Source organism: Mycobacterium sp. ITM-2016-00316 (assembly GCF_002968335.2).
Taxonomy (GTDB): Bacteria; Actinomycetota; Actinomycetes; order Mycobacteriales; family Mycobacteriaceae; genus Mycobacterium.
This window is the reverse complement of sequence record NZ_CP134398.1, coordinates 2,358,697-2,383,522: the sequence shown is the minus strand read 5'-3', so window position 1 is coordinate 2,383,522 and position 24,826 is coordinate 2,358,697. Positions and strand designations below refer to the sequence as shown.

Annotated in this window: 27 protein-coding genes; 11 read left to right on the top strand and 16 right to left on the bottom strand. The window is 63.4% G+C overall.

All coding sequences use genetic code 11. The features are described 5' to 3' along the window. Window positions 1–18 precede the first annotated feature (18 nt). The 4 genes from C6A86_RS11430 to C6A86_RS11415 all read left to right on the top strand — a co-directional run bounded on the left by C6A86_RS11430 (window position 19) and on the right by C6A86_RS11415 (window position 2,653). Window positions 19–333: a putative quinol monooxygenase gene (locus C6A86_RS11430; RefSeq protein WP_105366259.1), complete on the top strand. Its 315-nt coding sequence runs from the start codon at window positions 19–21 to the stop codon at window positions 331–333. 8 nt (window positions 334–341) lie between these two features. After that, window positions 342–1,160, top strand: coding sequence for a mycofactocin-coupled SDR family oxidoreductase (locus C6A86_RS11425; protein WP_105366258.1), 819 nt, complete (start codon window positions 342–344; stop codon window positions 1,158–1,160). Continuing rightward, window positions 1,160–2,035 (top strand): SAM-dependent methyltransferase, encoded by an 876-nt coding sequence (locus tag C6A86_RS11420; RefSeq protein WP_105366257.1) that lies wholly within the window; start codon window positions 1,160–1,162, stop codon window positions 2,033–2,035. The genes C6A86_RS11425 and C6A86_RS11420 overlap by 1 nt, the downstream gene beginning before the upstream one ends. 138 nt (window positions 2,036–2,173) lie before the next feature. After that, window positions 2,174–2,653: an NUDIX domain-containing protein gene (locus tag C6A86_RS11415; protein WP_105366256.1), complete on the top strand. Its 480-nt coding sequence runs from the start codon at window positions 2,174–2,176 to the stop codon at window positions 2,651–2,653. A 978-nt stretch (window positions 2,654–3,631) separates the two neighbouring features. Here C6A86_RS11415 and C6A86_RS11410 read toward each other — a convergent pair. Together C6A86_RS11410 and C6A86_RS11405 are read right to left on the bottom strand one after the other, a co-directional pair. Next, entirely contained in the window at window positions 3,632–4,369 is a 738-nt protein-coding gene (locus C6A86_RS11410) for an endonuclease/exonuclease/phosphatase family protein (RefSeq protein ID WP_158263343.1), read from the bottom strand. Next, window positions 4,369–5,352, bottom strand: coding sequence for a hypothetical protein (locus C6A86_RS11405; RefSeq protein ID WP_105366254.1), 984 nt, complete (start codon window positions 5,350–5,352; stop codon window positions 4,369–4,371). Before C6A86_RS11405 ends, C6A86_RS11410 begins: the two co-directional genes overlap by 1 nt. Window positions 5,353–5,802: 450 nt before the next feature. On the opposite strand from C6A86_RS11405, the gene C6A86_RS11400 reads away from it, so the two are divergent. The 3 genes from C6A86_RS11400 to C6A86_RS11395 are packed head-to-tail and all read left to right on the top strand — an operon-like array spanning window position 5,803 to window position 9,195. Next, window positions 5,803–6,765, top strand: coding sequence for an NAD(P)-dependent oxidoreductase (locus C6A86_RS11400; RefSeq protein ID WP_158263342.1), 963 nt, complete (start codon window positions 5,803–5,805; stop codon window positions 6,763–6,765). Beyond that, complete coding sequence (locus C6A86_RS29175; RefSeq protein ID WP_105366252.1) at window positions 6,759–8,462, top strand: carbamoyltransferase C-terminal domain-containing protein; 1,704 nt, start codon at window positions 6,759–6,761, stop codon at window positions 8,460–8,462. Before C6A86_RS11400 ends, C6A86_RS29175 begins: the two co-directional genes overlap by 7 nt. Next, window positions 8,455–9,195, top strand: a complete 741-nt coding sequence (locus C6A86_RS11395; RefSeq protein ID WP_105366251.1) for a hypothetical protein — start codon at window positions 8,455–8,457, stop codon at window positions 9,193–9,195. The genes C6A86_RS29175 and C6A86_RS11395 overlap by 8 nt, the downstream gene beginning before the upstream one ends. 82 nt (window positions 9,196–9,277) lie before the next feature. Here the strand turns inward: C6A86_RS11395 and C6A86_RS11390 are convergent, their stop codons facing one another. Then, on the bottom strand, window positions 9,278–10,873 hold the full coding sequence (locus C6A86_RS11390; RefSeq protein WP_105366250.1) for a ribonuclease J: 1,596 nt from the start codon (window positions 10,871–10,873) through the stop codon (window positions 9,278–9,280). A gap of 138 nt (window positions 10,874–11,011) precedes the next feature. Continuing rightward, window positions 11,012–11,914 carry a 4-hydroxy-tetrahydrodipicolinate synthase gene (gene dapA / locus C6A86_RS11385; protein WP_105366249.1) on the bottom strand — a complete coding sequence of 301 codons (903 nt, stop codon included), beginning with the start codon at window positions 11,912–11,914 and terminating at the stop codon, window positions 11,012–11,014. An 83-nt stretch (window positions 11,915–11,997) separates the two neighbouring features. On the opposite strand from dapA, the gene C6A86_RS11380 reads away from it, so the two are divergent. Next, window positions 11,998–12,567 carry a nucleoside deaminase gene (locus C6A86_RS11380; protein WP_105366248.1) on the top strand — a complete coding sequence of 190 codons (570 nt, stop codon included), beginning with the start codon at window positions 11,998–12,000 and terminating at the stop codon, window positions 12,565–12,567. Between the two features lie 86 nt (window positions 12,568–12,653). Here C6A86_RS11380 and C6A86_RS11375 read toward each other — a convergent pair whose 3' ends face one another. The 6 genes from C6A86_RS11375 to C6A86_RS11350 all read right to left on the bottom strand — a co-directional run bounded on the left by C6A86_RS11375 (window position 12,654) and on the right by C6A86_RS11350 (window position 18,008). Then, a complete protein-coding gene (locus C6A86_RS11375) occupies window positions 12,654–13,376 on the bottom strand; it encodes an SDR family oxidoreductase (RefSeq protein WP_105366247.1) in 723 nt (240 codons plus the stop codon). An 82-nt stretch (window positions 13,377–13,458) separates the two neighbouring features. Further along, on the bottom strand, window positions 13,459–14,550 hold the full coding sequence (locus C6A86_RS11370) for a diguanylate cyclase (RefSeq protein ID WP_105366246.1): 1,092 nt from the start codon (window positions 14,548–14,550) through the stop codon (window positions 13,459–13,461). A gap of 47 nt (window positions 14,551–14,597) precedes the next feature. Further along, window positions 14,598–15,488: a haloalkane dehalogenase gene (locus C6A86_RS11365; protein WP_105366245.1), complete on the bottom strand. Its 891-nt coding sequence runs from the start codon at window positions 15,486–15,488 to the stop codon at window positions 14,598–14,600. 3 nt (window positions 15,489–15,491) lie between these two features. Then, window positions 15,492–16,700, bottom strand: a complete 1,209-nt coding sequence (locus C6A86_RS11360; protein WP_105366244.1) for a winged helix-turn-helix domain-containing protein — start codon at window positions 16,698–16,700, stop codon at window positions 15,492–15,494. A gap of 43 nt (window positions 16,701–16,743) precedes the next feature. After that, complete coding sequence (locus C6A86_RS11355) at window positions 16,744–17,211, bottom strand: dihydrofolate reductase (protein ID WP_105366243.1); 468 nt, start codon at window positions 17,209–17,211, stop codon at window positions 16,744–16,746. Beyond that, on the bottom strand, window positions 17,208–18,008 hold the full coding sequence (locus C6A86_RS11350; RefSeq protein ID WP_105366242.1) for a thymidylate synthase: 801 nt from the start codon (window positions 18,006–18,008) through the stop codon (window positions 17,208–17,210). The genes C6A86_RS11355 and C6A86_RS11350 overlap by 4 nt, the downstream gene beginning before the upstream one ends. A 140-nt stretch (window positions 18,009–18,148) precedes the next feature. Here C6A86_RS11350 and C6A86_RS11345 point away from each other — a divergent pair, with 140 nt between their 5' ends. Then, window positions 18,149–18,886, top strand: a complete 738-nt coding sequence (locus C6A86_RS11345) for a dienelactone hydrolase family protein (RefSeq protein WP_105366241.1) — start codon at window positions 18,149–18,151, stop codon at window positions 18,884–18,886. A 1-nt stretch (window position 18,887) separates the two neighbouring features. Here C6A86_RS11345 and C6A86_RS11340 read toward each other — a convergent pair whose 3' ends face one another. The 4 genes from C6A86_RS11340 to dapB all read right to left on the bottom strand — a co-directional run bounded on the left by C6A86_RS11340 (window position 18,888) and on the right by dapB (window position 21,067). Then, window positions 18,888–19,346, bottom strand: coding sequence for a hypothetical protein (locus C6A86_RS11340; protein ID WP_105366240.1), 459 nt, complete (start codon window positions 19,344–19,346; stop codon window positions 18,888–18,890). Window positions 19,347–19,416: 70 nt separating this feature from the next. Further along, window positions 19,417–19,818, bottom strand: coding sequence for a flavodoxin family protein (locus tag C6A86_RS11335; RefSeq protein WP_199196441.1), 402 nt, complete (start codon window positions 19,816–19,818; stop codon window positions 19,417–19,419). A gap of 44 nt (window positions 19,819–19,862) precedes the next feature. Continuing rightward, window positions 19,863–20,333, bottom strand: coding sequence for a hypothetical protein (locus tag C6A86_RS11330; RefSeq protein WP_105366238.1), 471 nt, complete (start codon window positions 20,331–20,333; stop codon window positions 19,863–19,865). Further along, window positions 20,330–21,067, bottom strand: coding sequence for a 4-hydroxy-tetrahydrodipicolinate reductase (dapB, locus tag C6A86_RS11325; protein WP_105366237.1), 738 nt, complete (start codon window positions 21,065–21,067; stop codon window positions 20,330–20,332). Before dapB ends, C6A86_RS11330 begins: the two co-directional genes overlap by 4 nt. 37 nt (window positions 21,068–21,104) lie before the next feature. On the opposite strand from dapB, the gene C6A86_RS11320 reads away from it, so the two are divergent. Beyond that, a complete protein-coding gene (locus tag C6A86_RS11320) occupies window positions 21,105–21,869 on the top strand; it encodes an META domain-containing protein (RefSeq protein ID WP_105366236.1) in 765 nt (254 codons plus the stop codon). Between the two features lie 51 nt (window positions 21,870–21,920). Then, complete coding sequence (locus tag C6A86_RS11315; RefSeq protein WP_105366235.1) at window positions 21,921–22,823, top strand: NAD(P)-dependent oxidoreductase; 903 nt, start codon at window positions 21,921–21,923, stop codon at window positions 22,821–22,823. Here C6A86_RS11315 and C6A86_RS11310 read toward each other — a convergent pair. Both C6A86_RS11310 and C6A86_RS11305 read right to left on the bottom strand, forming a co-directional pair. After that, window positions 22,820–23,647, bottom strand: a complete 828-nt coding sequence (locus C6A86_RS11310) for a hypothetical protein (RefSeq protein ID WP_105366234.1) — start codon at window positions 23,645–23,647, stop codon at window positions 22,820–22,822. The two genes, C6A86_RS11315 and C6A86_RS11310, sit on opposite strands and share 4 nt — an antisense overlap. Beyond that, a complete protein-coding gene (locus C6A86_RS11305; RefSeq protein ID WP_233213264.1) occupies window positions 23,644–24,822 on the bottom strand; it encodes an NHL repeat-containing protein in 1,179 nt (392 codons plus the stop codon). The genes C6A86_RS11310 and C6A86_RS11305 overlap by 4 nt, the downstream gene beginning before the upstream one ends. Window positions 24,823–24,826 lie beyond the last annotated feature (4 nt).

The following is a 24,826-nucleotide window of genomic DNA, read 5'->3' as shown; positions in this document are numbered from 1 at the left end:
AGAGCCGAGGAGTAGTCCATGCCTGTAGTCGTCGTCGCCACCATGACCGCCAAGCCCGAGTCCGTCGATATCGTCCGCGCTGCCTGTACCGATGCCATCGCCGAGGTGCACGGTGAGCCGGGCTGTGAGCTCTATTCGCTGCATGAGGCCGACGGGACCTTCGTGTTCATCGAGCAGTGGGCCGATGCCGAGGCGCTCAAGACGCACAGCACCGCGCCCGCGATCGGCAAGCTGTTCGGCGGGGTGGGTGAACACCTCGACGGTGCACCCGATATCAAGATGCTGACGCCGGTGGTGGCCGGAGATCCCGCCAAGGGTCAGCTGCGCGGCTAGACGCGGACATGGGATCCCTATCCGGCAAGACCGCGTTCATCACCGGGGCGGCGCGTGGGCAGGGGCGCGCGCACGCAGTGACACTGGCGTCCGAGGGCGCCGACATCATCGCCGTCGATCTGTGCCATCAGATCGCCTCGGTGCCCTACCCGTTGGCGAGCCCCGATGACCTCGCGGCCACGGTCAAGCTGGTCGAGGAGACAGGGGCACGCATCTACGCTGCCGAAGCCGATGTGCGCGATCGTGATTCGCTCAAGAGCGCGCTGCGCGCCGGGACCGAAGCCCTCGGGGATCGACTGGACATCGTCATCGCCAATGCCGGGATCGCTCCGATGGCGGGTGAGGATGCCTGGCAGGACGTGATCGACGTGAACCTCACCGGCGTCTACAACACCGTCGATGTGGCGATGAAGCCGATGGTCAAGTTCGGCAACGGCGGTTCGATCGTGCTGACCAGTTCGGTGGCCGGACTGGTCGGGCTGGGCTCCCCGATCGCGGGCTCGGTGGGTTACGCCGCCGCCAAGCACGGCATCGTCGGTCTGATGCGGGTGTATGCGAATGTGCTGGCGCAGTTCAACATCCGGGTGAACTCCATCCATCCGGCCGGTGTGGACACCCCGATGATCGACAACGACTTCACCCGCAGCTGGCTCGAAGGCATGGCCCAGCAATCCCAGCGCGGGCCCGACATGACCAACGCACTGCCGGTGCAGACGCTGAAGGTCGAGGACATCGCCAACGCGGTGCTCTGGCTGGTCACCGATGCTTCCCGCTACGTCACCGGGGTCGCGCTGCCCCTGGACGCCGGGTACGTGAACAAGCGCTAGTGGCACCGAACCCGGCTGCGCAGACGGCCTTCGGGCCGATGGTGCTGGCTGCCATCGAGCAGTTGGAGGTGCCCGAGCGCCGCCTGGTTGACGACGACCTCGCGGAGTCCTTCCTGCCCGGCAGACTGCGTGCGGTGGTACGGCTGGCGCGGTTCGGACCGCTGCGCCGCATGCTCATCGCCGCCTCGGACCGGTCCGGCCCCGGGCTGTGGGCCAGCGTGGTCTGCCGGAAACGGTACATCGACGAGAAGGTGTCCGATCCGGTCAGCGAGATCGATGCCGTGGTGATCCTGGGTTCCGGGCTGGACACCCGGCCCTACCGCATCGCCCGGTACAGCGATCTGCCGGTGCACGAGCTCGATCAGCCCGTCAACATCGAACGCAAGACTGCAGCGGTGCAACGGGCCCTGGGCGGCGTACCCGCATCGGTGCATCTGGCGGGCGTGGATTTCGAGCATGACAATGTGATGAGCGTGTTGGCCGACAACGGATTTCGCGATACCGGGCGGACGCTGTTCATCTGGGAGGGTGTGACCCAGTACCTCACACCCGAAGCCCTGCACCGCACGTTCGAGCAATTGCGGGCCGTCACACCGGGCAGCCGGCTGGTCTTCACCTATGTCCGGCAGGACTTCATCGACGGCACGAATCTTCACGGCGCCGGGTCCGTATACCGCAGGTTTCGGCGGCGCAGCCAGGTCTGGAAGTCAGGTCTGGAACCCGAACGCGTCGAGGAGACCCTGCGCGGCTACGGATGGCGGGTGCTCGAACAGGTCGGACCCAGCTACTACCGGGACCTCTACATCCGGCCGACGGGACGCACGATCAGCGCTTCGCCCATCGAGTGGACCGCGCTGGCGGTGCGTTCGGACTAGTGACATACGAGTAGGCGTGACTTTGTGCCCGTCAGCGAGCGAGACAGTTGACCGACCCGCGGAGGCACCAGATCAAAACTAACAGAAGTCGACGGTGGCAGGCGTGCACGCGCACTCCAGTGACTGTTAAATGGAGTAGTGGCAATTCCAAGTTTCATCTCCGAGCTGCGCCGCCATATCGGCAACGCGCCCTTGTGGCTAACCGGCGTAAGCGCCGTGGTCCTTCGGAACCAACACGTTCTTCTAGTCCGCAGTGCTGACACCGGGGAATGGGGGCATGTGTCTGGCATCGTCGAACCGGGCGAAAATCCTGCAGACTGCGCTGCCCGTGAAGTCCTCGAAGAAAGCGGAATCCGTGCTGTAGCAAAGCGACTTGCATGGGTGCACGTAACGAAGCAAGTGACCCACCTCAACGGCGACCAGGCTCAGTACCTCAATTTGGTGTTCGCGATGAATTGGGTTGCTGGCGAGCCATTTCCAGCCGATGACGAGATCATCTCCGCGGGCTGGTTCGACTTGCAACGGCTGCCAAACATACCTGCCGACAGGCTGCGCGAATTGGAGGTGGTATGCAACGAGAAGCGCTCCACTACGACAATCTTCGATACATCAGAGTGAACTAGTCGCGGTGACCTTATCCGACGGTTTTCGCAAAGACCAGCCTACGACTCTGGCAATAAAGTTGTGTTTACGCCATTGACCTCCAAACAAATATGCGGAGGGAATAAGCCATGCGAGGGCCAGACATCTTCGGGTACGCCGGTTCGAAGTCCTGGTGCGACAGCAATATCCACTGCACCTGCAGAATTGAAATACCCATGGAATAGCGGCTCACGGATGCGACTGCCCCACCAGGCAACTGGCAACTGGCAACTGGCAAGACGTTCACGCTCTGCTCAGAAGAACCACCGGGAAGCGGCGAGCTAAGCAGACGGTCCGAGCAAACGGATCGAGCTTAGGGCTGCCGAATTGAATTCTTAGCTAGACCGACAACGTAGTCGATCTGATCCGCACCCAGCGGGGTCGGTCTGACCTCCCCTACTGGTCGCACACCACGAGGCAAGAACACCTCCGAATGAAAGACTAGAGGCTGCCCAGTCAAAACGATCGTCAACAATTCTGACTGGCTAACCGCGTAGAACCTATGAATGTGACCGGCTTCTCCTCCAGAGTATTCGCCAGCTCGGCGAGTGCATAAAGTCGCGCGCCGTAAACATGTGTCGCGTGTTGTGGAGCCGATCTCGAAGGTGGCGCCCGACTGCGGAGCATAAGAGTGGCTCGTCATTGGCTGACCTGAACCCTCCTCATATACCTCTTCGCAAGAACTACCACGAAGAACCAAAGATGCATATGCCCAGCCGTGATTGTGTACATCACCGCAATTAGTACCAGACTCCGGCCAGTAGTGAAGACGTACTTGCCATTTCGACAGAGAACCACCCAGGATTCGTAACTTCCAGAAGCCGTTCGGATGTATGTAGGCATCCGCGGCAGAAAATCGTGGTTCCGCGCTTAAGCGGCGGATCAAATGCGGTGAGCCGATAACGCCACGCAGAGCGTGCAATGCGTCGTGGTGCGTCTTTACAGATGCGAAGTCTAGTTCAAGAATGTTAGCGCTCCTTCGACCAGATGGTGGTCGGACGGAGAAGCAACAATTTCAATTGTTGCGAGCGCTAGGTTTGGACCCACAAATATGTTGTCGTGTGAAGCACCGGAATCTCTCGTTTGAGAGCTAACCAAACCCTGCAGGCCGGCTAAAGTACGCTCAGAACGGTTAAAATCTCCACCGACGATCACTATGCGCGCGGCCGAGTTAAGGGCACCGACAACCGATTCCAACTCTGACCATTGAAATGTCGCAGGATCAGTCGCCGGGTCGTACCCGAAACTATGAAAAGGAAGGAGATGAACACATGCAACATGAATATCAAGCCCGCGCGTAGACACCATCGCGGTCAGCGCTCCCTTCTCGTCGCTCTCCCAGTGGTCACCATTGACGGTGGCATGAAGGCGTGGGTTCACGAATGGATGAATCTTGACCTCACGGAGGTGAGACCTAGCGGCCACCAACAACCCAGCGCCTACTCCCACCTCCCGGTTGTACGCCGCATCGAGTTGATGCCATGCACGGCAGACAAGCCCGCACCGATCCAACATTGCCTCAAGGGTGCCTTCGAGTTTGCCGCCGATCAATGGCACCTCCTGCACAAGAAACACGTCGAGCATTGCCAACTTTTGCTCAAGTGCACCGAGATTGAACTGGAAAGCGACGCCTTCTGGCGAGCGACCTGCGTTGCAGTTCCAGGTCGCTAGCCGAATAGATCCGTCGTTCACTACACCATCGCCCTGGCTATTACAGCTCGTTCGAGCGCCGATAACCCCTGGTACATCATCCATATAGGTGCCTCGGAATTCCACCAGAAGGCCCCATCGCGAAAGCGCGACATCACAGCCTTTGACAACGCTTCGTGCCTTTCAACGCTTCGTCCGGACTCAGCCAGCGTTCGCAGAACCAGCGCGGCCGTGAAGTGGCGCACTACCAAAACGTCAGTGCCGCCGTCGACGCTCCGTTCGATGCTCTCGGTGTCGAGACCAAAGTCATCTGGATCAAGGGACTCAAGATAGTCCAAGCCGCTATCCAGCTGTGCCTTCTGACCAGTGTTGAGGATGCCGAGATTATTCGCGCGCGCTAGGGCCGTTACAGCGCGCGCCGTGTGCGCCGCCGAAGCCTCCTCCGGCACAGACATTGTGACCTGTCCCCAAGCTACTCCGTGCGGCTGAGGTGTTGCTCCACTGCACAACTGTACGATTAGAGCAGGAATCGCTTTGCTCTGTGGATTGACACTAACCAGACTGCAGATCACCGACGTGATCGCAAATACGCGGGGTCTGCCGGCGTAGTCAGTGAGTTTGGATGCGTTCGCCTCGATTATCTCCACTGCATCTTCGGTAGTCAGCAGGCCCACGCTCGTCACGACGCCAGTGAGAATTGTTGCTGAAATCTCGGCGCTCTCCCACTGCTGAGTACGTGCGCGCCACAGGCCATTGCTGCCACGCTGGGTGAGAATCCATCTAGCGACTGCTTCCTGCTGGCGGAGAGGAACGGGGTCACCAAGGCTGCGATTGACTTTGAGCCCGTACGCGCTCGCTAACGCGGTAGTGGGCTTGTCGGTTGACTGACCGACACTCTTGACGTTGTGACCCCATCCCACGTCGTGGCCAATCTGGCTTCTCAATGCCAAGTCGTGCTGGAGGGTCTCCGCGCACTGCCGCCGAATCTCCGTAAACGGTAGTTGGCCTTCAGAAGCTGCGATCATACGTCTCGTGCTATCACGAGATCTCCACCACGAACCGATCGCGGAACCCCAGCCTGACACGACGAGGAAAACGAGCACTTGAAAAGACAAGAGCGCAGTTCCAGGTAACCCGAAGCTGTTCCGATCGAAGACTGCCACGAGACCGGCATACGCTAAGCCAGCTGCCACAAAAGGGCCGCCGACCGGAATGATTAGCGCGAGGACACGCGTCTTTACCCCTTGGCCCCAACTCGGTTTGTCGACCAAGCCTCCCCCGCTCCGCAATCCGAGTTTCCCATCGATAGATTCGCTAGTCAGCATCGTAGCGTTGCAGGAGCCAGTGTGCGGCCCTTACGCAATGACGCCCGAGCTTTGCCATGACACAATCTCCCACTCACGGGATCTAGTCGTAGACTGCCGTATCGATCGATCTACCCAGATACGAGATTGACTGAGATTTTAGGGGGATGCTTGCGAGACGGTTCAACGGTTCTCGTCACCGGTGCAGCAGGCTTCATTGGCAGCAATCTAGTTGGCGCCCTGTCGGAGGCTTTGCCAACCGCACGGATCGTCGGCCTAGATCGCGAACCGAACCCTGGAAACTACAAGAGATGGCTGACCGTCGACCTTGCAGATAAGGATGAGGTACGCCAGACACTCGCGACTCTTGAAGTTGACCTAGTAATTCACCTTGCTGCACAGGCTTACGTACCCGGATCGCTTGAGCGGCCCGAAGACTATGTGCGCGATAACGTGCTCGCAACCAGCAACCTCCTCGTTGCCCTCCAGGAGCGGATCGTCATACCACCGATAATTCTGGCGTCGTCATGTGAGGTATACGGCGATCAACTGGACCAGACCGACGAAGCCGTCGATCCTGCGCCCAAAAGTCCATACGCGGCTACAAAGCTTGCGCAGGAACATCTAATTGAAGCGAGCGCTGCAGCATTTGATGTTAGATACGTAATCTGCCGGCTCTTCAACAATTTTGGTCCAGGTCAGCAACACAATCGACTCGTCCCGAGCGCTATTCGCGCCGCACTTCGCAACGAGCCGTTCCAACTTTGTGGCGACGGGACTGCAGTTCGAGACTGGATCGATGTCCGCGACACATGTGCAGCAATAGCCCAAATAGCGAGACTCCGTTGTGAAGGCGTGCCCACCCGGCTGAATCTTGGGGCTGAATGTCCCCTCGCTGTCGCGGAGGTTCTGGCAGAGGTCGAACATACATTTCAATTAAGGTTGTGCATAACCCGACAAGACGACATGCCAGGCCACCTCAGAACGACAATTGCAAATTCTCAACTCGCTCGTGACGCATTGGGCTGGCTTCCTACGCGACACCTGCGAGACTACCTAAACGAGGTCTTGGAACTCATTACCTCGGACCATTCTCGTTACTTAACGCCACCAGCGCCAGGCTCGCCATGGTGACATCGAGCAGTAGAAACCACGGTGCGCGGAATTCCGGCAAGTCGCGCTGGTTCTTAGGTACCAACTTCGGCCACGACGCAGCGGTAGCGCTGATCAACGGAAAGGGTGAGCTAGTCTTTGCCCTCGAAGAAGGTCGAGTAACATCCGAAAAAAACTGCTCTCGCTTTCCGGTCAATGCAATTGCATCGGCGTTGAAAATCACGGAAGGCGGCGACCTAGTGTGGGGTGAAGGATGGCATTGGCCGAAACGGCTGCTGCACAAGGGAATCGCCGCAACCATTCAGTATGGATTTCGCGAACCGTTACTACTTCGAGTAAGGCTTCGGAAAGAGTTGCTTAGGTTCGGGCGCTCCATATATTTCACGGTTCGGTACCGTAGGAAGCTAGGCACTCCCGTTTTCACGGGGCATCATCTAGCGCATGCTCTTAGCCTCGTTCCCTGCGATCTACCTAAATCGACAGTTGTTCTGGTAAGCGACACTACGGGCGAACAGGATTCCTTGTCCGCGTACTACTGGGACGGTAAGTGCATGACGCTGCTGAACCGTTCTCCTTGGCCCAACAGTCCGGGCACGATATTCCATCAAGCAGCCTACTTTGCCGGTTTTCCAGGCGAACGAGGGCCTGGAAAACTTATGGCGCTTTCAGCGTACGGAAAGCCTCACGAGTTTACTCAGTTGCACAATGCTACATCTGTCCGTTCGGGACGTTTCAGGGTCGATACCGCCCTTTACCCTGCATTTCGATACACCGATGCAATCGAGCGTACACTCTCTAGCGAGCCTGCCGCTAGTCGCTGTCGTCTCGCCCGCGCGCGTCATGCGGAAGCCAATGCAAGCGACTTCGCCGCTACTATGCAGCATTGGTTCGAAGACATTCTCAGGCGACTGGTCGATGATACGTGCGAAACCGCTAGGAACGCTGGCTTGCAAGTTCACGCGGTTGGTTTATCTGGTGGCGCGGCTCTTAATTGTCAAGCAAATGGGCGTTTGGCGAATCACCTGGTACACCAGGGTATCGAGAAGCTCGTAGTCAGCCCATGGTCCAGCGACGCAGGCACTGCGGTCGGCGCGGCAGTTCATGTTGCGCTTCGGGCTGGAGTTACTAAGTTTCGGGCAACCACTCCGCTACTCGGCCCTCGACACGAGGACGCGCGAGAGGCCGCCGACGACGATGTGTCCGACGCTGCCGACGCTATCTTGAGAGGTGAGATAGTGGCACTTGTAAGCGGCGGAGTGGAGTTCGGCCCGCGCGCACTCGGTGGACGCGCGTTACTCGCTGACGCCAGGCGCGCAGATGCAGTAGAACGATTGAATCACGTCAAAGGGCGTCCGGCTTTCATGCCGTTCGCCCCTGTTGCACGGGCCGAGGAGTGCCACCGCTGGTTCGCCGGTACACCGTCAGCAGATATGGCATGGACTGTAAACGTGAAAGACGGTGCCGCCACGGCATTCCCCGGCATACGCCACCCCAGTGGGGAAGCGAGGGTTCAAGCAGCCGTTCGCGAACGATGCCCGTTGTTGTACCGGCTCCTTCAGCAGTGCGAAAAGCGCGGAATGCCAATGCTCCTGCTAACTTCACTCAATGGCGCAGGAGAGCCCATGCTCGCGAACGTGCGATCGTCAATTATGACCGCAAGAGTATTGGGAGCCGCGGGATGCCTGACAGACAAGGGTTGGACAGTCTTCGATGACTGAGATATCCCAGGAATATCTCGATATGATCTTCGACTTGGCGGACCAATGCGGCGAAAGTGGAACCGAATATCTCGACGCCCGACAGACGCTGCAGAGTCAGGTCGTTTCGATTCTAGAGCACACGCAGATAGGCGCCGGCCCCATTCTTGTCGGTTCGTGGGCAAACCACGACTTCCACTTGACGTTCGATGGCTTTTCTTACAGCGATGTCGACCTAGTCTGGGAGGGTTCGTCGAATTCCGACCGGCGCACTCTACAGGCAACCGTACAGAGTGCCCTAGAAAAATTCCCATCCATTCAGTTACCAAAAGTTTCGATTCACCCACACTACTCGTTCAATGCAATGCCACTAGCTGAGCAACGCTACTTCTCGATCGCCGAATTAGTCATTAGCATGAAGCGAATACCTCGGGATGGAACGTCCTACGCCGCAGCGAAGTGCATACTGCTTCTGAATCGCATCCGGTTCGACGAGACTTCTTGGGAAGTCTCTAAGCGCCTTCAGACTCCGGGCCTAATGGCGGCAAGAATAGGTATGACCGGACGATTGATCGAGACGGATTTACGTGCATATCTTGATCAGCCCGGATTCGCTGACGTCACTGTTCGAACAATGATGGAGGAACCCGAGAAAACGGCCCATCTATTGCAGAAGTACTTTCAAGAAAGATCGTCGTCCAAAGACTGGATATATCACCGAGTTCTTACAAAACTCAAGGATGCCAGCAATTAAAACGTTCGTAAACGTGGGTGGTGCAGGGTGGCACCTTTGTATTGGCGACTTCGGAATTATTTTTACGGCCCACTGAGCGAAGTTATTCGCCTGACTGTTTCAACTCGATAACTGTGGTGGCGACAAGAGGCTTCGATCGGTACTCATGTTTAATAAACTGTCGCACAGATTGAGTCACGCGCATCTCTAGCTTGAGCGAGTCAACCTTGCCATTTGCCTTAGCGATCTCGACCTTGGCCAACTCGACGCAACGCACCCATAAGTCATTGTCTTCACTAATTCCGAAGAAACTGACAACTGGCTCAGCCACCAATTGGCGGCTTCCTGAGTCTATCGGCACAATAATCTGAACGGTTCCGCCATCCGACATCCTCGCACGTTCACGGAATATGCTGCGCTCGATATGCCCTACGGTACTTCCATCGAGATAGAGATCACGGTGCCCGTATGTGCCGGACACTCTGCTGGTAGTCGACTGAAGGTCGAGCGCGTCTCCGTTCGCGAGCACTATTACGTTGACTTGGCCCACTAACGCTCGTTCTGCAATCCGTGCGTGGGCTTGAAGATGTCGCCACTCCCCGTGCACAGGAACAAAACACTTCGGGCGCAGCAGTCTAATCAAATCCTCCAGATCGGGCGCTGGTGCGTGACCCGAAGCGTGAATCTTGCTGGTATCGCGAGTGTGCACTCGCACGCCACGTCTGCTCAGCGCGTTCACGACCTGAAAAATGTCGGTTTCGTTGCCGGGAATCAGCCGCGCAGATAGCAACACGGTGTCATCGGAGGACACTTTGATCTGGTGCTCACCACGGGAGATCCGAGCTAGCGCAGACAGCGGCTCGCCTTGGGAGCCGGTACAAATTATTGCCAGTTCACGCGGAGGATGAGCGGCACACTCCTGGTACGAGATCTCTGCACCAGATGGAATTTTAAGATAGCCAAGTTCTTGGGCTATCCCCATGTTCCTGACCATAGACCTGCCAATGAAACACACTTTGCGACCATCAGCTACTGCCAGGTCCACCGCTTGCTGCACCCGATGGATGTTGCTCGCAAAGCAAGCGAATACCAACTTGCCTGCAGTACTCTGAAATTCAGATTGTAGTGTTTCAGTGATGTCACCCTCCCCAGCTACCCGAGCTGTGACTTCCGCATTTGTGGAGTCGCTGAGCAAAAGATCCACTGGCCCACCGTCCGAAGGCAAAAAGCGTTCTAAAACGGTGTTTCGGCCGTCAAGAACGGTAGCGTCCACCTTGAAATCACCTGTATGCACCACTGTCAGCTCGCCCACCCGCATCAACAGCCCGATCCCATCTGGGACCGAGTGCGCCACAGGGACAAACGTTAATGCGAACGGGCCGAGGTCAACAGTGTCCCCCCCGCTTATCTCCTTCATAGGTGGATTCAGCCCGTGTTCGCTAAGTCGTCCACGAGCCAAGGCGAGCGTTAACTGCGTCCCGACGATTGTTACGTTCGGAAACGATCGAACAAAATAAGGAAGGGCCCCGATATGGTCTTCGTGGCCGTGGGTTAGCACTACCCATGACGGCGAGACGTTTGCCCGCTCAAAGATCTCCAAGTCAGGCAGTATCAAGTCGACCCCGGGAGTATACGTCGACGGGAAAAGCACACCCATATCAAGCACGAAGGACACGCCTTCGTACTCGAATACAGTCATGTTTCGACCAATCTCACCCAAGCCGCCTCCAGCAAATAGCCTCAGTGTTTTCGGCAGCAACTTTGGCGGCAACTCACGTCGCAGTACTGTATTAATCAATGCTTCGCCCCCGACCAATCGTAATAAGACCAACAAATATCATCTTAAGACGCCTGCCGACCGCATATCAGCGGCCAGTTCGTCGATTTCGGAAGGAGTGGCAGGGATCTGCGGTAACCGGGGTTCGCCGGCGTCGACGCCGAGCAAGCGAAGGCCTTCCTTGGACATGGTCACGCCACCGAGTCGGTTCTGCGCGTAGTTCAGCGGCCCCAGGGTCGCGTTGATCTTGCGGGCGGTGGCGATGTCACCGGAGTTGAACGCCGACAGCATCTCTCGCAGCTGCGCGGCGGCGACGTGGCCCCAGACGCTGATGAAACCGACGGCGCCCATCGCCAGCCAGGGCAGGTTCAGCGCGTCGTCACCGGAGTAGTAGGCGATGCCGGTCTGTGCCATCAGCTGGGCGGCGCCGTGCAGATCGCCCTTGGCGTCCTTGACCGCGACGATGTTCGGGTGCGCCGACAGGGTGCACAGGGTGTCCCAGTCGATCGGGATGATCGAGCGGGGCGGGATGTCGTAGAGCACCACGGGAAGCTCGGTTGCGTCGGCGACCGCGGTGAAGTGCGCGACCAGGCCGCGTTGCGACGGGCGCGAGTAGTACGGGGTGACGACCAGCAGACCGTGCGCCCCGGCGGCGGCGCTGGCCTTGGCCAGGTGCACGCTGTGCGCGGTGTCGTAGCTACCGGCTCCGGCGATGATGCGGGCGCGGTCACCGACCTCCTCGAGGACGGCCTCCAACAGCGCGATCTTCTCGTCGTCGTTGGTCGTGGGCGACTCCCCGGTGGTCCCGGAGATCACCAGACCGTCGCAGCCCGCGTCGACCAGGCGCTTCGCTACCTTCTTGGCGACAGCCAGCTCCACCGAGCCGTCCGGGCCGAACGGCGTCACCATGGCAGTCAGCACGCTGCCCAAGCGCGTGCTGACGTCGATTCCACCGGTGCTCACGGGCGTCAGATTACCCGGTAGTACCAGTGGTTTATGCATCGCCGCCGCACTGCGCGGCCGTTGTCGCGGCGTTAGAGTGCCGCATGAGCCTCCCCCGCCGCCTGCTCGATGTCATCGACCTCGACGTTCTGCCCTTGACCGAGGCCGGCGTGGCCGCGGGCAACAAGGTGTTCGGTGCGGCAATCCTGCGCAAATCCGATCTGTCGCTGGTCCTCGCGGGCACCAATGACGAGACCACCAATCCGTTGTGGCACGGCGAGGTGCACACCCTCACCCAGTTCTACGCACTGCCCGAGCACCCGCCGCCCTCGGATCTGCTGTTCATCTCCACCCATGAACCGTGCACCATGTGCATGTCGGCGATCACCTGGGCGGGGTTCGACAATTTCTACTACTTCTTCAGCCACGAGGATTCCCGGGACAGCTTCGCCATTCCGCACGATCTGCGCATCCTGCGCGAAGTGTTCGGGCTGGAACCCGGCGGCTACCGCCGCGCCAACGCGTTCTGGACCGCGTACTCGATTCCCGCGCTGGTCGACGCCGAGGACGATCCGGAGCTGCGCGCCCAGCAGGCACGGATCACCCAGCGGTACGCCGCGCTGTCGCAGCGATACCAGGACACCAAGGGCGACAACGACATTCCGTTGAACTGAGCCGCGGGTTCGGCTCAATTGTGTGCCTTGTGTACGCGCAATGGAGGAATTCCGTACACAGGCCCCACAGTCAGCGAGCTGAGCGCCTACGCGGTGCGCAGGTACTCCGACCCACCCACGTAAACGATGCCCGGGTGGTACTGCGAGTTCGCGGCACCGGCGATGGCGGCCGCGAACTCGTCCGTCGACGGCAGCGGTGTGCTGCGGCGCGGTTCGAGAGCGGGCCCCTGCAGACGGGTCAGCACGTTCGTCCCGTCGATCATGTCGCCGGACACAACGGTGAAATGAATTCCGCGCCGGGCGAATTCGTGGCGCATGCCGTACATCGCGGTCTCGCCGGCGCGCATGCTCGCCGCGATCGGCGCGTAGCCCATCGGCACCGCCTTGTGCGGGTAGAAGTGCGCCTGGTGGCTGGTGACGAACACGACGCGAGCGCCGGCCGGCATCAGCGGCAGCGCCAGCGCGACCAGGCGCCGCTGGGCGTCGCGGTTGAGCCGCATCGCGTAGCCAGGCTCGGCGTCGCGCTCCAGGCCACCGGACGCATTGAGCACCAAGGTGTCCAGCCGGCCGAAGCGCTGGCGGATACCGGCGATCATCGCCTCGGCGGCGGACTCGTCGGAGATGTCGGCGGCCACCGCCGACGCGTGTCCTCCCGCGTCACGGATGGCGTCGGCCACGGCATGGGCCCGGCCCGCCTTTTCGCGATAGTTGACGATCACGTGGGTCCCCGGGTGGGCGAGCTGATGTGCGACCTCCGCGCCGATTCCGCGAGATGCGCTGGTCACCAGGGCGATCTGTGGTTCGTGCATGTTGGGTCCTTTCACCAGGCCGTCACGTCACGTACTCGGCTCACGGTACACCCAATTTAAGAAAAATAAGAGATCTTTAAGGTCACGGTGAGGTGGCGGTCGCATCGCTGCGATGTATCCGGTTGCCGCCCTCGCGCTTGGACCGATACATCGCCAGGTCAGCGGCCCGGATCAGCTGGTCGAGGAACTCCGTCGGGTCCGCTGCGGCGCCGGGGCCGATCGCCGCGCCACAGGTACCCAGGCTGGCAGTGATCTGCACCGGCAGTGCGGCAATACCGAGCCGGATACGTTCGACGGTTTCGGCGTGACTCTCGACGCTCGCAGTGTCGGCGATCACGAACTCCTCGCCGCCGAGACGACCCACGACGGCATCCGCACCACAATTCTGGATGAGGACGGCACCGATTCCGACCAGCGCCTCGTCGCCGGCGGCGTGCCCCCTGGTGTCGTTGAGCCTCTTGAAGTCGTCGATGTCGATCATCGTCACGTTCATCTCGACGCGTGCCCCGCGACGCTCCAGGAGCATCTCGTGCACCGAGTTGAAGAAGGATCGGCGATTCGGCAGCCCGGTCAGCGGATCGAAATCGGAGGACCGCAATTCCGTGTGCAACGAGTGCACCAGCGCATGGATACCGAACGGCACGCCGAGATTGAGCCCCAAGACCAGCAGCAGCGACGCGACCACGACGGCGGCGTCACCGGTGTCGGCGAACAACCGGGCGGCGGCGATCGCCGCACAGCCGACGGCCACCGCAAAATTGGCGAGCACGTGCACGAGCGCGTGGAAGTAGGCGAGCAGGCCGCCGATGGCCGCGAACATCGCGCAGCCCATCAGGGCGCCGTAGGAGGTCGACAGCGCCAGGGTGCCCGCGGCGATCGACAGGCAGCACACCGCGTGGTAGATCAGGGACTGCCTGCGGGTGGGCCAACCGATCAGCCAGATGGAGCTGACCGCCAGCCCACACACAGACGCCCCGATCGCCACGGCGCGCGTGGCTGCGGTGTCCGGCCCATAGGGACTGGTCAACATCACCACCGGCACAGCCGCAAACAGCAGCGTGAACCCGAAGGTCGCCAGCCGCCACGGCAGGTCCAGCCCGCGGTCCTGCAGGTAGACGCTGAACCAATGGAATTGGTCGGCCTGTCGCCACCACCGGCCGCCCCGCCCCGCCATCTGGAACAGTCTGCCCGTTATTTACGTATCCGTCACCCCGTACGCCGCTACCCCCGGTTGACGAAGTCCACCACCACACCGGCGAGTTCGCGACCCTTGTCCTCCTGCAAGAAGTGCCCGCCGCCGGCGATCGTCACGTGCGCCTGCCCGGCGGCACCGGGAATGAGCTTGCGCAGCGGGGCGTCGGCGCCACGGGTGATCGGGTCCGCGTCGGAGAACGCGCACAGAAACGGCCGATCGAACCGTTGCAGCCCCGCCCAGGCGGCCCGGTTCGGGGCCGCCGCCGGGTCGTCCGGGCTGGTCGGCACCAGCGTCGGGAACTGGCGTGCGCCCGCCTTGTACGTCTCGTCGGGGAACGGTGCGTCGTAGGCCGCGATCACCTCCGGCGTCAGGTCCGATACGCAGCCGCCGTTGATGATGTTGCCGACCGGGAACTCCTGAGTCTCCTGGCTGAACCGTTGCCAGGCCAGAAACGCCTCGCCGGGGTGCTGATCCCCCGTCGGCAGAGTGGTGTTGGCGGCCACCACGCGGGCGAACCGCTCGGAGTGCTCACCGACCAGGCGCAGCCCGATGAGACCACCCCAGTCCTGGCAGACCAGCGTGATGTCGGTGAGCCCGATCGCCTCGATGGCCCCCCAGGTCCAGTCGACGTGCGACTGATAGGTGTAATCCTGGCGCGTCGCCGGCTTGTCGCTGCGCCCGAAGCCCACGAGGTCGATGGCCACCGCCCGCAGGCCGGCGTCCACGAGCACCGGGATCATCCAGCGGTACAGGTAGCTCCAGGACGGCTCCCCGTGCAGCAACAGCACCACCGCCGCGCCGGCCGGGCCCTCGTCCAGGTAGTGCACGCGCAGCCCGTCGACCTCCACGTAGTGCGGCGCGAACGGAAAGTCCGGCAGGTCGGCGAAGCGCTCATCGGGGGTGCGCAGAACGTCCATGGCTCAGCTAAGCAGGGCGGCCCGCAGTTGGGGGACCAAATCACCGCGGTCACCGACCGCGACGTCATCGAGGCCCAGCCACCCGGCCATCGACCGCAGCTCGGCCGCCATCCCCGCGGCCACGTGTGCGCGATCGCGGCCGTCCTCGGCGAAGGCGCCCACCACATGGAGCACCCCGTCGGCGCGCTTGAGGTCGACGCGGCCCACGAGCTCGCCGTCGAGCAGGAAAGGCCATACGTAGTAACCGAATTGGCGCTTGTGGGCCGGGGTGTAAATCTCGATCCGGTAGTGGAAACCGTCGAACAGGCGCTCCATCCGGGGCCGGAAGAAGACCAGCGGATCGAACGGGCACAGCAGCGCGGTACCACGGTCGCGCCGCGGCACCTTCTGCCCGGCACGCAGGTAGGCCGGGGCGTTCCAGCCCGCCACCTCGACCGGCTCCAGCTCGCCCTCGGCCACCAGCGCGGCGACCGCGGGCTTGCTCTGTTTGGGGTTGAGCCGGAAATAGTCACGCAGATCCGGTTCGGTCCCCACCCCCAGCGCGCCGGCGGCCCGCAGAATCAGCTCGCGCACCGCCTCCTCGTCGGACACCTCCCGCGCCAGCACGTCCGGCGGCAGCACACGTTCGGTGAGGTCGTAGTGGCGGGCGAACCCGACCCGGGTCGCGGTGGTCAACACACCCGAGGACCAGAGCGCCTCGGCCACCCACTTGGTATCGCTGCGGTCCCACCACGGACCTTTGCGGCCACGGGGTTCGGCCTCCAGGTGCGCCTCGATCTGTCCGGCGGTGGACGGGCCCCGCTCGGCGATCGCGGCGACGATGTCCTCGGCCAGCCGGGCGTTGCGCTTGACGATCTCGGTGCCCCAGCGGCCGTGCTCGTACTCACGCATCCGCCACCGCAGCAGCGGCCAGTCATCCACGGCCATCAGTGCGGCCTCATGCGCCCAGTACTCGGTGAGCAGGCGTGGCGCTCGCGCGGTGTGACTCCAGGCCGCCCGATCCAGCACGTCGCGGTCATAGGGGCCGAGCCGGCTGAATACCGGCGCGTAGTGCGCGCGCACGCAGACCGACACCGAATCCAGTTGCAGCACCTGAATCCTGGAGATCAGGCGTTTGAGGTGTCCGCGGGTCAGCACGCCCGGCTTGGGCTCGTGGAAGCCCTGGGCGGCGACGGCGACCCGGCGGGCCTGCGCGGCGGTCAAAGTAGGCACGCCGCCATCGTTCCCTACGGCACCGACAACTCCGTCGGCGCGGTCAGGTGCGCAGGTAGCTGCTGAACCGGTACCGCAGGCCCGAATCGCTGGTCAGCCAGTCCCCCTCGGTGCCGACCCAGGTTTCGTCGAGCACCGGTGCGGTCGCGTCGTCGTCATCGCGCGGCAGGTCGATGTCGACCTCGGTGATCTCGCATCGGTCGGCCAGCGGCAGCGCCGCTGCATACAGCTGCGCACCGCCGATCACCCAGATGTCGCGGGACGCCGGTAGTTCGGTCACCACGTCCGCGCCCTCGGCGCGGTACCCGGGATCCCGCGAGACCACCACGTTGCGGCGCCCGGGCAGCGGGCGCACCTTGGCCGGCAGCGACTCCCAGGTCAGCCGGCCCATCACGACGGTCTGCCCCATGGTCAGCTCCTTGAACCGGGCCTGATCCTCGGGCAGCCGCCAGGGGATGCCGTTGTCCCGTCCAATCACCCCGGAGGTCGACTGCGCCCAGATCAGTCTCATACCGCCACCGGGGCCTTGATGCCCGGGTGCGGGTCGTAGTTCACGATGGCGATGTCCTCGTAGGTGTAGTCGAAGATCGAATCCCGGGGCGCCAGCACGAGTTCGGGATAGGGACGCGGATCGCGGGACAGCTGCAACGCCACCTGGTCGACATGGTTGTCATAGATGTGGCAATCCCCGCCGGTCCAGATGAACTCGCCGACCTGCAGGCCGGCCTGAGCCGCCATCATGTGGGTCAGCAGCGCATAGCTGGCGATGTTGAAGGGCACGCCGAGAAAGAGGTCCGCGCTGCGCTGGTACAGCTGGCAGGACAGCTTGCCGTCGGCGACATAGAACTGGAAGAACGCGTGGCACGGTGGCAGGGCCATCTGCGGGATCTCCCCGACGTTCCAGGCCGACACGATGTTGCGCCGGCTGTCGGGGTCGCGCTTCAACAGTTCCAGCGACGCGCTGATCTGATCGATGTGCGCACCCGACGGTGTCGGCCAGGAGCGCCACTGCACGCCGTACACCGGTCCGAGATCACCGGTGTCGGAAGCCCATTCATCCCAGATGGTGACGCCGCGCTCCTGCAGCCAGCGCACGTTCGAGTCACCACGCAGGAACCACAGCAGTTCGTAGACGATGGACTTGGTGTGCACCTTCTTGGTGGTGATCAGCGGAAAGCCGGCGGCCAGGTCGTAACGCAGTTGATGGCCGAACATGCTGCGGGTCCCGGTGCCGGTGCGATCAGATTTCGGTGTCCCCCGGGCCATCACCAGGCGCAGCAGATCCTCATAAGGGGTCGCAATGGGCACACGGTCAGCTTAAAGGAACCGACGCGGGCCTGATCGCAATGTCGCGCTGGGAGCGGCGTCACGCCTATATATCCATGGCGAAGCTCCCAGGGTGACATTGGGTGACCCCACGCTCGGTGCCGTCGGGTAGAACGGACACCATGCCGACCACCACAGACACCATCACCACCGCCGAAGGCGCCTGCCGCGTCACGGTCGCGACTCCCGAGGGGGACGGGCCCTGGCCCGCGGTGGTGATGTACCCCGACGCCGGCGGCGTCCGGGCCACCTTCGACGAGATGGCCGCCCAGCTCGCCGGGTACGGCTACGTGGTGCTGGTCCCCGATGTCTACTACCGCGACGCCGGGTGGACGCCCTTCGACATGGGCACGGTGTTCGCCGATGACGACGAACGCAAGCGGCTCTTCGGGATGATCGCCAAGGTCACCCCCGAGATCATGGCCGCCGACGCGGCCGCGTTCTTCGACTACCTGCAGGCGCGCCCCGACGTCTCCGGCGACACCTTCGGCACCACCGGGTACTGCATGGGCGGGCGGACCTCGCTGATCGTCGCGGGCCGGGTCCCCGACCGGGTGGCGGCGGCGATGTCGTTTCACGGCGGCGGGCTGGCCGCCGACGATCCGGGCAGCCCGCACCTGCTGGCCGACAAGATCAAGGCCCGGGTCTACGTGGGCGGAGCCCGCGACGATGCCTCGTTCACCGTCGAGGACTCGCTGGTCCTGGAGGCGGCGCTGACCGAGGCCGGGGTCGATCACACCATCGAGTTCTACTCGGCCGCCCATGGTTTCGCGGTGCCGGACAACCTGCCCTATGACGAGTCGGCGGCCCGCCAGCACTGGGAGGCGATGGCGCAGGTGTTCGGCAGCACGCTGAGCTGACTCATTCGGCGCGCCGGCGGCCGTGCAGGAACGTGGCGAGCGCCCGGAAGATGCCGCGGGCGGCATACACCGCGGCGAGGATCGACAGCACGATCAGCAGGATGAACATCACCAGCCAGTTGCTGCGGGCGTGGCTGACATTCCACCAGACGATGGCGAACAGCACCGTGCAGATGAACACCACGATGTCTCGCCAGTTCCCGGTGTAGGAGGCGGCCATCTCGCGGATCTCGCGGTTCTTGTCCACGGCCGCGACGATGTCGTCGATGCGCAGATCGATGGACCGCTGCAGCGCCGCGCGCCGCTCCACCTGCTCGGCGGGCAGCTTCTCCAGCAGCTCCATATCGGCCTGGATCGCGCCGCGGATATCGGGGCCCTTGAACGCGCCGGCCGCCAGACCCAGCAGCGCGCCGCCGGCGATCGGTGCGGCACCGAGGGCAAGTTCGGCGATTCCCGGCATGGCTACCCCTGTCGTCTGTACGTGACCGTCGCGGTCAGTGTGCCATTCGATTCCCGCTCTGATACCCGCGTCACTGCATCAATTGCGCGGCAACGGTCGCCCCGAGGTTCCAGCACGCCTCCAGGTCGGCCTTGTCGGGTTTCCCGGAGACCACCACGTGGTCGGCCACTTTCACCCAGCCCAGACCCGCCGTGATGCCGTCGACCGCCCGCTCGGCACCCTCGGTGCCCTCGTTGCCGTGCAGGTACAGCCCGAACGGCCGACCGCGGGTGCTGTCCAGCAGCTGGTAGTAGGCGCCGTCGAAGGCGTGCTTGAGCGCGCCCGAGATGTAGCCCAGATTGGCCGGTGAACCCAGCAGGTAACCGTCGGCGTCGAGCATCTCCGCCGGTGACACCGTGAGCGCCGGGCGACGGATGACCTCCACCCCCTCGATATCGGGGTCGGTCGCGCCGGCGATGACGGCCTCGAACATCTCGTGGCAGTGCGGCGACGGCGTGTGGTGCACCACGAGCAGCTTCACGGGCGGCTCCCGCGCTCCATCTCCACGGCGGTGCGCATGGTCTCGCGCGCCCTGGAGCGGTCACCGGCATAGTCGTAGGCCCGTGCCAGCCGGTACCAGCGCACCCAGTTGTCCCGGTCGGCTTCCAGCTCCTCGCGCGTTGTCTCGAACAACGCGTCGGCGGCGTCGCGCTCGATCCGGCCCGACGGCCTGCGCGGCAGCGCGCTGACGTCGAGATCCATATCGGCCTCGCGGGCCAGCCGGACCAACCGCTGGTGTGCCAGCCCCGCCCGCAGCGTGGCCAGCATCGCCCACAGCCCGATGATCGGCAGCGCGAGCAGCGCCACGCCGAGCCCGATCGCGGCCGGCTCACCAGAGGCGATGAACGCCAGCGCCGTTCGGCCCAGCATCAGGAAGTAGACCACCAGCGCGACACACATGAACCCGATCAGCAGCTGGATGCGCAGCGCCCGCGCGCCGTCGTTCATGACAGGTCGAGCAGCGGCTCAATCCCGACGGTGAGGCCCGGCCGCTCGGCCACCTTGCGCACCCCGAGCAGCACGCCGGGCACGAACGACGTGCGGTCCATGCTGTCGTGCCGGATGGTCAGTGTCTCCCCTTCGGTGCCGAACAGCACCTCCTGATGGGCGATCAGCCCGGCCAATCTGATCGAGTGCACCGGGACACCGTCGACGTCGGCGCCGCGGGCGCCGTCGAGCCCGGTGCTGGTGGCATCAGGATTGGGCGGCAAGCCTTTTCGCGCTTCCGCAATCAGCTTGGCGGTGCGTACAGCGGTGCCCGACGGAGCGTCGGCCTTGTGCGGGTGGTGTAGTTCGATCACCTCCACAGACTCGAAATGCCGGGCGGCCTGCTTGGCGAAATGCATGGTCAACACGGCGCCGATGGCGAAGTTCGGCGCGATCAGCACCGCGACGTCGGGCCTGGCCGACAGCCAGATGTGCACCTGGGTGATGCGCTCCTCGGTGAATCCGGTGGTACCCACCACCGCATGAATGCCGTTGTCGATCAGGAAGTTCAGGTTGTCCATCACCACATCGGGATGGGTGAAGTCGATGACGACCTCGGTGCCGGTATCGGTGAGCATCGACAACGGATCTCCGGCATCGACCTGGGCCGACAATTCCAGATCGGGGGCGTCCGCAACGGCCTTGACCATGGTGGCGCCGACCTTGCCCTTGGCGCCCAACACTGCAACTCGCATGGAGGGCAGCCTACTGCGGCGGGCGTAGCGTGTACGCATGCGCCTGATCGTGTTGCTGCTGGCCGCGTTGGTGACCGCCGGCTGTGCGAGTACCGCCGCCGCCGAGGAGACCACACCGGAGGGCCGTACGTTCGTGTCGGTGTCGGTGACGGGCGAGCAGATCCCCGGTGGCGGTCCGCTGACCCTGAGTTTCACCGACGGTCAGCTGTCGGCGTACGCAGGCTGCAACCGCGGATCCGGTCCGGCCGATCTCGCCGACGGGCACCTGAGCACCCGGCTGGCCACCACGATGATGGGCTGCCCGCCGCCCTACGGGGACGCCGACGGGTGGATGGGTCGCTTCCTGGAGGCCCAGCCGGCGTGGTCGCTCGCCGGTGACGACCTCATCCTGACGACCTCGACGAGCACGGTGACCCTGCGCGACAAGGCGGTCGTGGACCCGGATCGCCCGCTCGTCGGCAACACCTGGCGGGTGGACAGCCTGGTCTCCGCCGACGCGGTCATGACGTCAGCCACCCTCGAGCAGGTCAAACCCACGCTGACGATCGGACCCGATCAGTCCGTTACCGGGTGGACCGGCTGCCACACCTTTTATGCTCGCGCCGAGGTCAGCGGGTCGGCCGAGGAGACCGTGACGTTCGGGCCCATCAACGTCGGGGGCCCGGTGTGCCCTGGTGAAATCGGCGACATCGAGCAGTCGATCCTTCGCGTGCTGGACGGTTCCGTCCAGGCCGTCGTGGACGCCGATCGGCTGCGGTTGACCGGCGCCGATGGCAACGGTCTGCTGCTGCGCGCCGAGTAAGCCGACGGCATTTCGCATCGCGAGACCGCGACCGGTGGTTAGCATCTGGCCATGCGTGGCGCAAAGATCCTCATCACCGGTCCCACCGGACAGGTCGCGTCGCCGCTGGCGTTATCGCTCGCGGCGGACAACGAGGTGTGGGGCATCGCCCGCTTCACCGATGCCGCGGCCCGCGAGAACCTGGAGCGCGCCGGAATTCGCTGCCAGAAGGTCAACCTGGCCGCCGGCGACTTCAGTTCCATCCCGTCGGATTTCGACTACGTCCTCAACCTGGCGGTCGCCAAGAGCGGGCGCTGGGACAAGGACCTGGGAGCCAACGCCGAATCCGTCGGCCTGCTGATGGCGCACTGCGCCGACGCCAAGGCGTTCCTGCACTGTTCGTCGGCCGCGGTGTACGACCCGCCGGACGATGAACCACGCACCGAGACCGCGGCGCTCGGCGACAACCACAAGTCGCTGTTTCCGACGTACTCGATCTCCAAGATCGCCGGCGAGGTGGTGGCCCGGACGATGGCCCGCGCGCTCGGTGTGCCGACGGTGATCGCCCGGCTCAACGTGCCCTACGGCGACAACGGCGGCTGGCCGTTCTTTCAGATGGAGATGATGCGCTCGGGTGTGCCGATCCCAGTCCCACCCGGCGGGCCCGCCCGCTACAACCCGATTCACGAGGATGACATCATCGCGACGCTGCCGAAGATGCTGGAAGCCGCCTCGGTGCCCGCCACGACGGTCAACTGGTGCGGAGATCAGGCGGTCAGCCTGCAGGAGTGGTGTGCCTATATCGGCGAACTCGTGGGCAGCGCACCGGTGTTCGAGGAGAGCGAGGCGGCCCTGCGCGGCGGCCCGACCGATACGACGCTGATGCACGAACTGGTCGGCGGCACCTCGGTGGACTGGCGCGACGGCATCCGCCGGATGGTGACGAAATTCCACCCGGAACTGGTGGGGGCCTAGAGAGCGAGAAGCCCGGGATCGAATGTCGCCCTGGCCGCAGCCGAGGCCGCCGCTGCCCCGACGATCAGGCCCGCGTCCGACTCATAGCCCTTGGGGAACACAATCTCAGCACTGTCCGGGCCCTCGCGGTGCGCCATCAGCCAGTCGTACAGCAGCCAGTCGAGCGCACAGGTGACGGCCATCGGGTCGGCATCGGCAACGAGGGCCGCGCCGACCACGGACCGCAGTGCTTCCAGGTGTTCTTTGCGCGACGCTTCTTTGTTCACCCCCGAACTGTCGAACAACAACATCGACAAGGTCAGTGGATAGCGTTGCCCCGCTTCCGTTCTCACGATCCAACGACCCCCTTTCCAGGGCCGGTCCGGGTCGACCTGCACCATCTCGCCGAACCCGCCGATGACGCCGATCGCCGGATCGTCGAGCTCGCCGTCCAACGGTGCGGGCCCGAGCAACCCGAGCGGCTCGCGAGCCAGGATGGATACCAGCGCCGCGGTGCCGATGATCTTGCCCGCGCGAAGATCCGCGGTGCACGCAGTGGCCTCCAGCGCGGAGGCGTACTCGTGGCAGAGCCGATCGAGCGAACGATGCAGATTGCGTAGCTCGTCGCATTCCTGGCGGGTCGGGCGCCGCCCTCCGCCGAGTATCTCGCCGAACCGCCCGGCGGCGATGATCAGCGCGTCGTCGATCGCCTCCAGGTGGGTGGCGACCAACCGGTCCGGCTCGTCGTCGGCGGTGACCAGGGCCGGCAACGAAGTCGGCACGCCGCGTGCGGTGGCCCAGAAGAAGCCCAATTGACCTTCGTCCTGGACAATTCGTGGCCTCACGATCGATGCCAGATCATCACGCGGTTGTTGCCGGAGTCCGAGACTGCCAACCGGTCGCCGTGCAACGAGATCCCGTACGGCCAGCACAGCGTGTCCGGCTGCACCGATGTCCACCGGTTCTCGCCGTTGGACGCGAAATCCGGTTGGGCCAGCACATGATCCGCCGCGCGGCCGTCGGTGGGCACGCCATCCCACAACAGAATCCGGTTGTTCGCGGTGTCGGCGATCGCCAGGCGCCCTGCGTCCAGACCGATCGCGTAGGGGAAGCGGAACCGGTCGCCGGTGTGCGGTCCGTACGGCCACTCGGCGACACTGGAGAAGTCCGGTTGACCCAGGACGATATCCGCCGATCGATCGGTCTCGGGGTGCGGTGACCAGCCGAGTATCCGGTGGTCGCCGGCATCGGCGACCAGCAGCATGTCATCGTGGCCGGCGATATCGTGCGGCCAGCGAAAACTGGCCGGGCCGGCATCGTCGCCGCGGTTCTCCTCGCGGTGGGTGTCATCGGGCTGCCCGAGCACGATATCGGCCGGACATCCCGGGCCGGGGATGCCGCCGTCCCAGCCGAGCACCCGCCGGTTACCGGTGTCCGCGACCCAGAAGCGGGTACCGACGATGGCGATGCCGAACGGCCAGTAGAACGTCGACGCCGAACACTGTCCACCTTGATTCGGGGCAATGCTCCAGGGATCGGGCTGCCCGAGAATGTGATCCGGCGGTGTGTCACTGAGCACGGGGACCTCGTCCCACACCAGGATGCGGTGGTGCCAGGCGTCGGCGACGATCAACCGCCCCTCGTGCACCAGGACCCCTGTCGGCAAGTTCATCCCGCGTTCGGGCCCGCGCCCGTTGGCCGCCCGGCCCTCCGTCGTGCCGTCGGGCTGACCTAGCACCACATCGGCGGGTTGCTCATCGTCGGTGGGAATGCCGTGCCAGATCAGCACCCGGTGATTGCCGGAATCTGCTACCACGAAATGGTTTTCGCCGAGGAACACACCGCGCGGCGAGTACATCCAGGCCATCGTCGGGCTCGCCGGCGGCAGCGCCAGCCCACCTGGCGCGGGCGCGCCCAGCCATACCTCAGGAGACCAGCCGCCGCGCATATCGACCTCGGGGGCGATATCGCGCCGGTCGGGTCGTCCGCTGACATTCATCCGCACGGTGTAGCGGCTCACGTGG

Bases quoted from the DNA above. Each gene is read 5' to 3' on its own strand.
- C6A86_RS11340 (WP_105366240.1), bottom strand. From the start codon at position 19,346: ATGCCGGGAATCGCCGAACTTGCCCTCGGTGCCGCACCGATCGCCGGC.
- C6A86_RS11405 (WP_105366254.1), bottom strand. From the start codon at position 5,352: ATGATCGCAGCTTCTGAAGGCCAACTACCGTTTACGGAGATTCGGCGG.
- C6A86_RS11380 (WP_105366248.1), top strand. From the start codon at position 11,998: ATGAGCCTCCCCCGCCGCCTGCTCGATGTCATCGACCTCGACGTTCTG.
- C6A86_RS11330 (WP_105366238.1), bottom strand. From the start codon at position 20,333: ATGAACGACGGCGCGCGGGCGCTGCGCATCCAGCTGCTGATCGGGTTC.
- C6A86_RS11315 (WP_105366235.1), top strand. From the start codon at position 21,921: ATGCGTGGCGCAAAGATCCTCATCACCGGTCCCACCGGACAGGTCGCG.
- C6A86_RS11345 (WP_105366241.1), top strand. From the start codon at position 18,149: ATGCCGACCACCACAGACACCATCACCACCGCCGAAGGCGCCTGCCGC.
- C6A86_RS11375 (WP_105366247.1), bottom strand. From the start codon at position 13,376: ATGCACGAACCACAGATCGCCCTGGTGACCAGCGCATCTCGCGGAATC.
- C6A86_RS29175 (WP_105366252.1), top strand. From the start codon at position 6,759: ATGGTGACATCGAGCAGTAGAAACCACGGTGCGCGGAATTCCGGCAAG.
- C6A86_RS11430 (WP_105366259.1), top strand. From the start codon at position 19: ATGCCTGTAGTCGTCGTCGCCACCATGACCGCCAAGCCCGAGTCCGTC.
- C6A86_RS11320 (WP_105366236.1), top strand. From the start codon at position 21,105: ATGCGCCTGATCGTGTTGCTGCTGGCCGCGTTGGTGACCGCCGGCTGT.
- C6A86_RS11365 (WP_105366245.1), bottom strand. From the start codon at position 15,488: ATGGACGTTCTGCGCACCCCCGATGAGCGCTTCGCCGACCTGCCGGAC.
- C6A86_RS11395 (WP_105366251.1), top strand. From the start codon at position 8,455: ATGACTGAGATATCCCAGGAATATCTCGATATGATCTTCGACTTGGCG.
- dapB (WP_105366237.1), bottom strand. From the start codon at position 21,067: ATGCGAGTTGCAGTGTTGGGCGCCAAGGGCAAGGTCGGCGCCACCATG.
- C6A86_RS11370 (WP_105366246.1), bottom strand. From the start codon at position 14,550: ATGGCGGGGCGGGGCGGCCGGTGGTGGCGACAGGCCGACCAATTCCAT.
- C6A86_RS11390 (WP_105366250.1), bottom strand. From the start codon at position 10,873: ATGACTGTATTCGAGTACGAAGGCGTGTCCTTCGTGCTTGATATGGGT.
- C6A86_RS11355 (WP_105366243.1), bottom strand. From the start codon at position 17,211: ATGAGACTGATCTGGGCGCAGTCGACCTCCGGGGTGATTGGACGGGAC.
- C6A86_RS11425 (WP_105366258.1), top strand. From the start codon at position 342: ATGGGATCCCTATCCGGCAAGACCGCGTTCATCACCGGGGCGGCGCGT.
- C6A86_RS11335 (WP_199196441.1), bottom strand. From the start codon at position 19,818: ATGTTCGAGGCCGTCATCGCCGGCGCGACCGACCCCGATATCGAGGGG.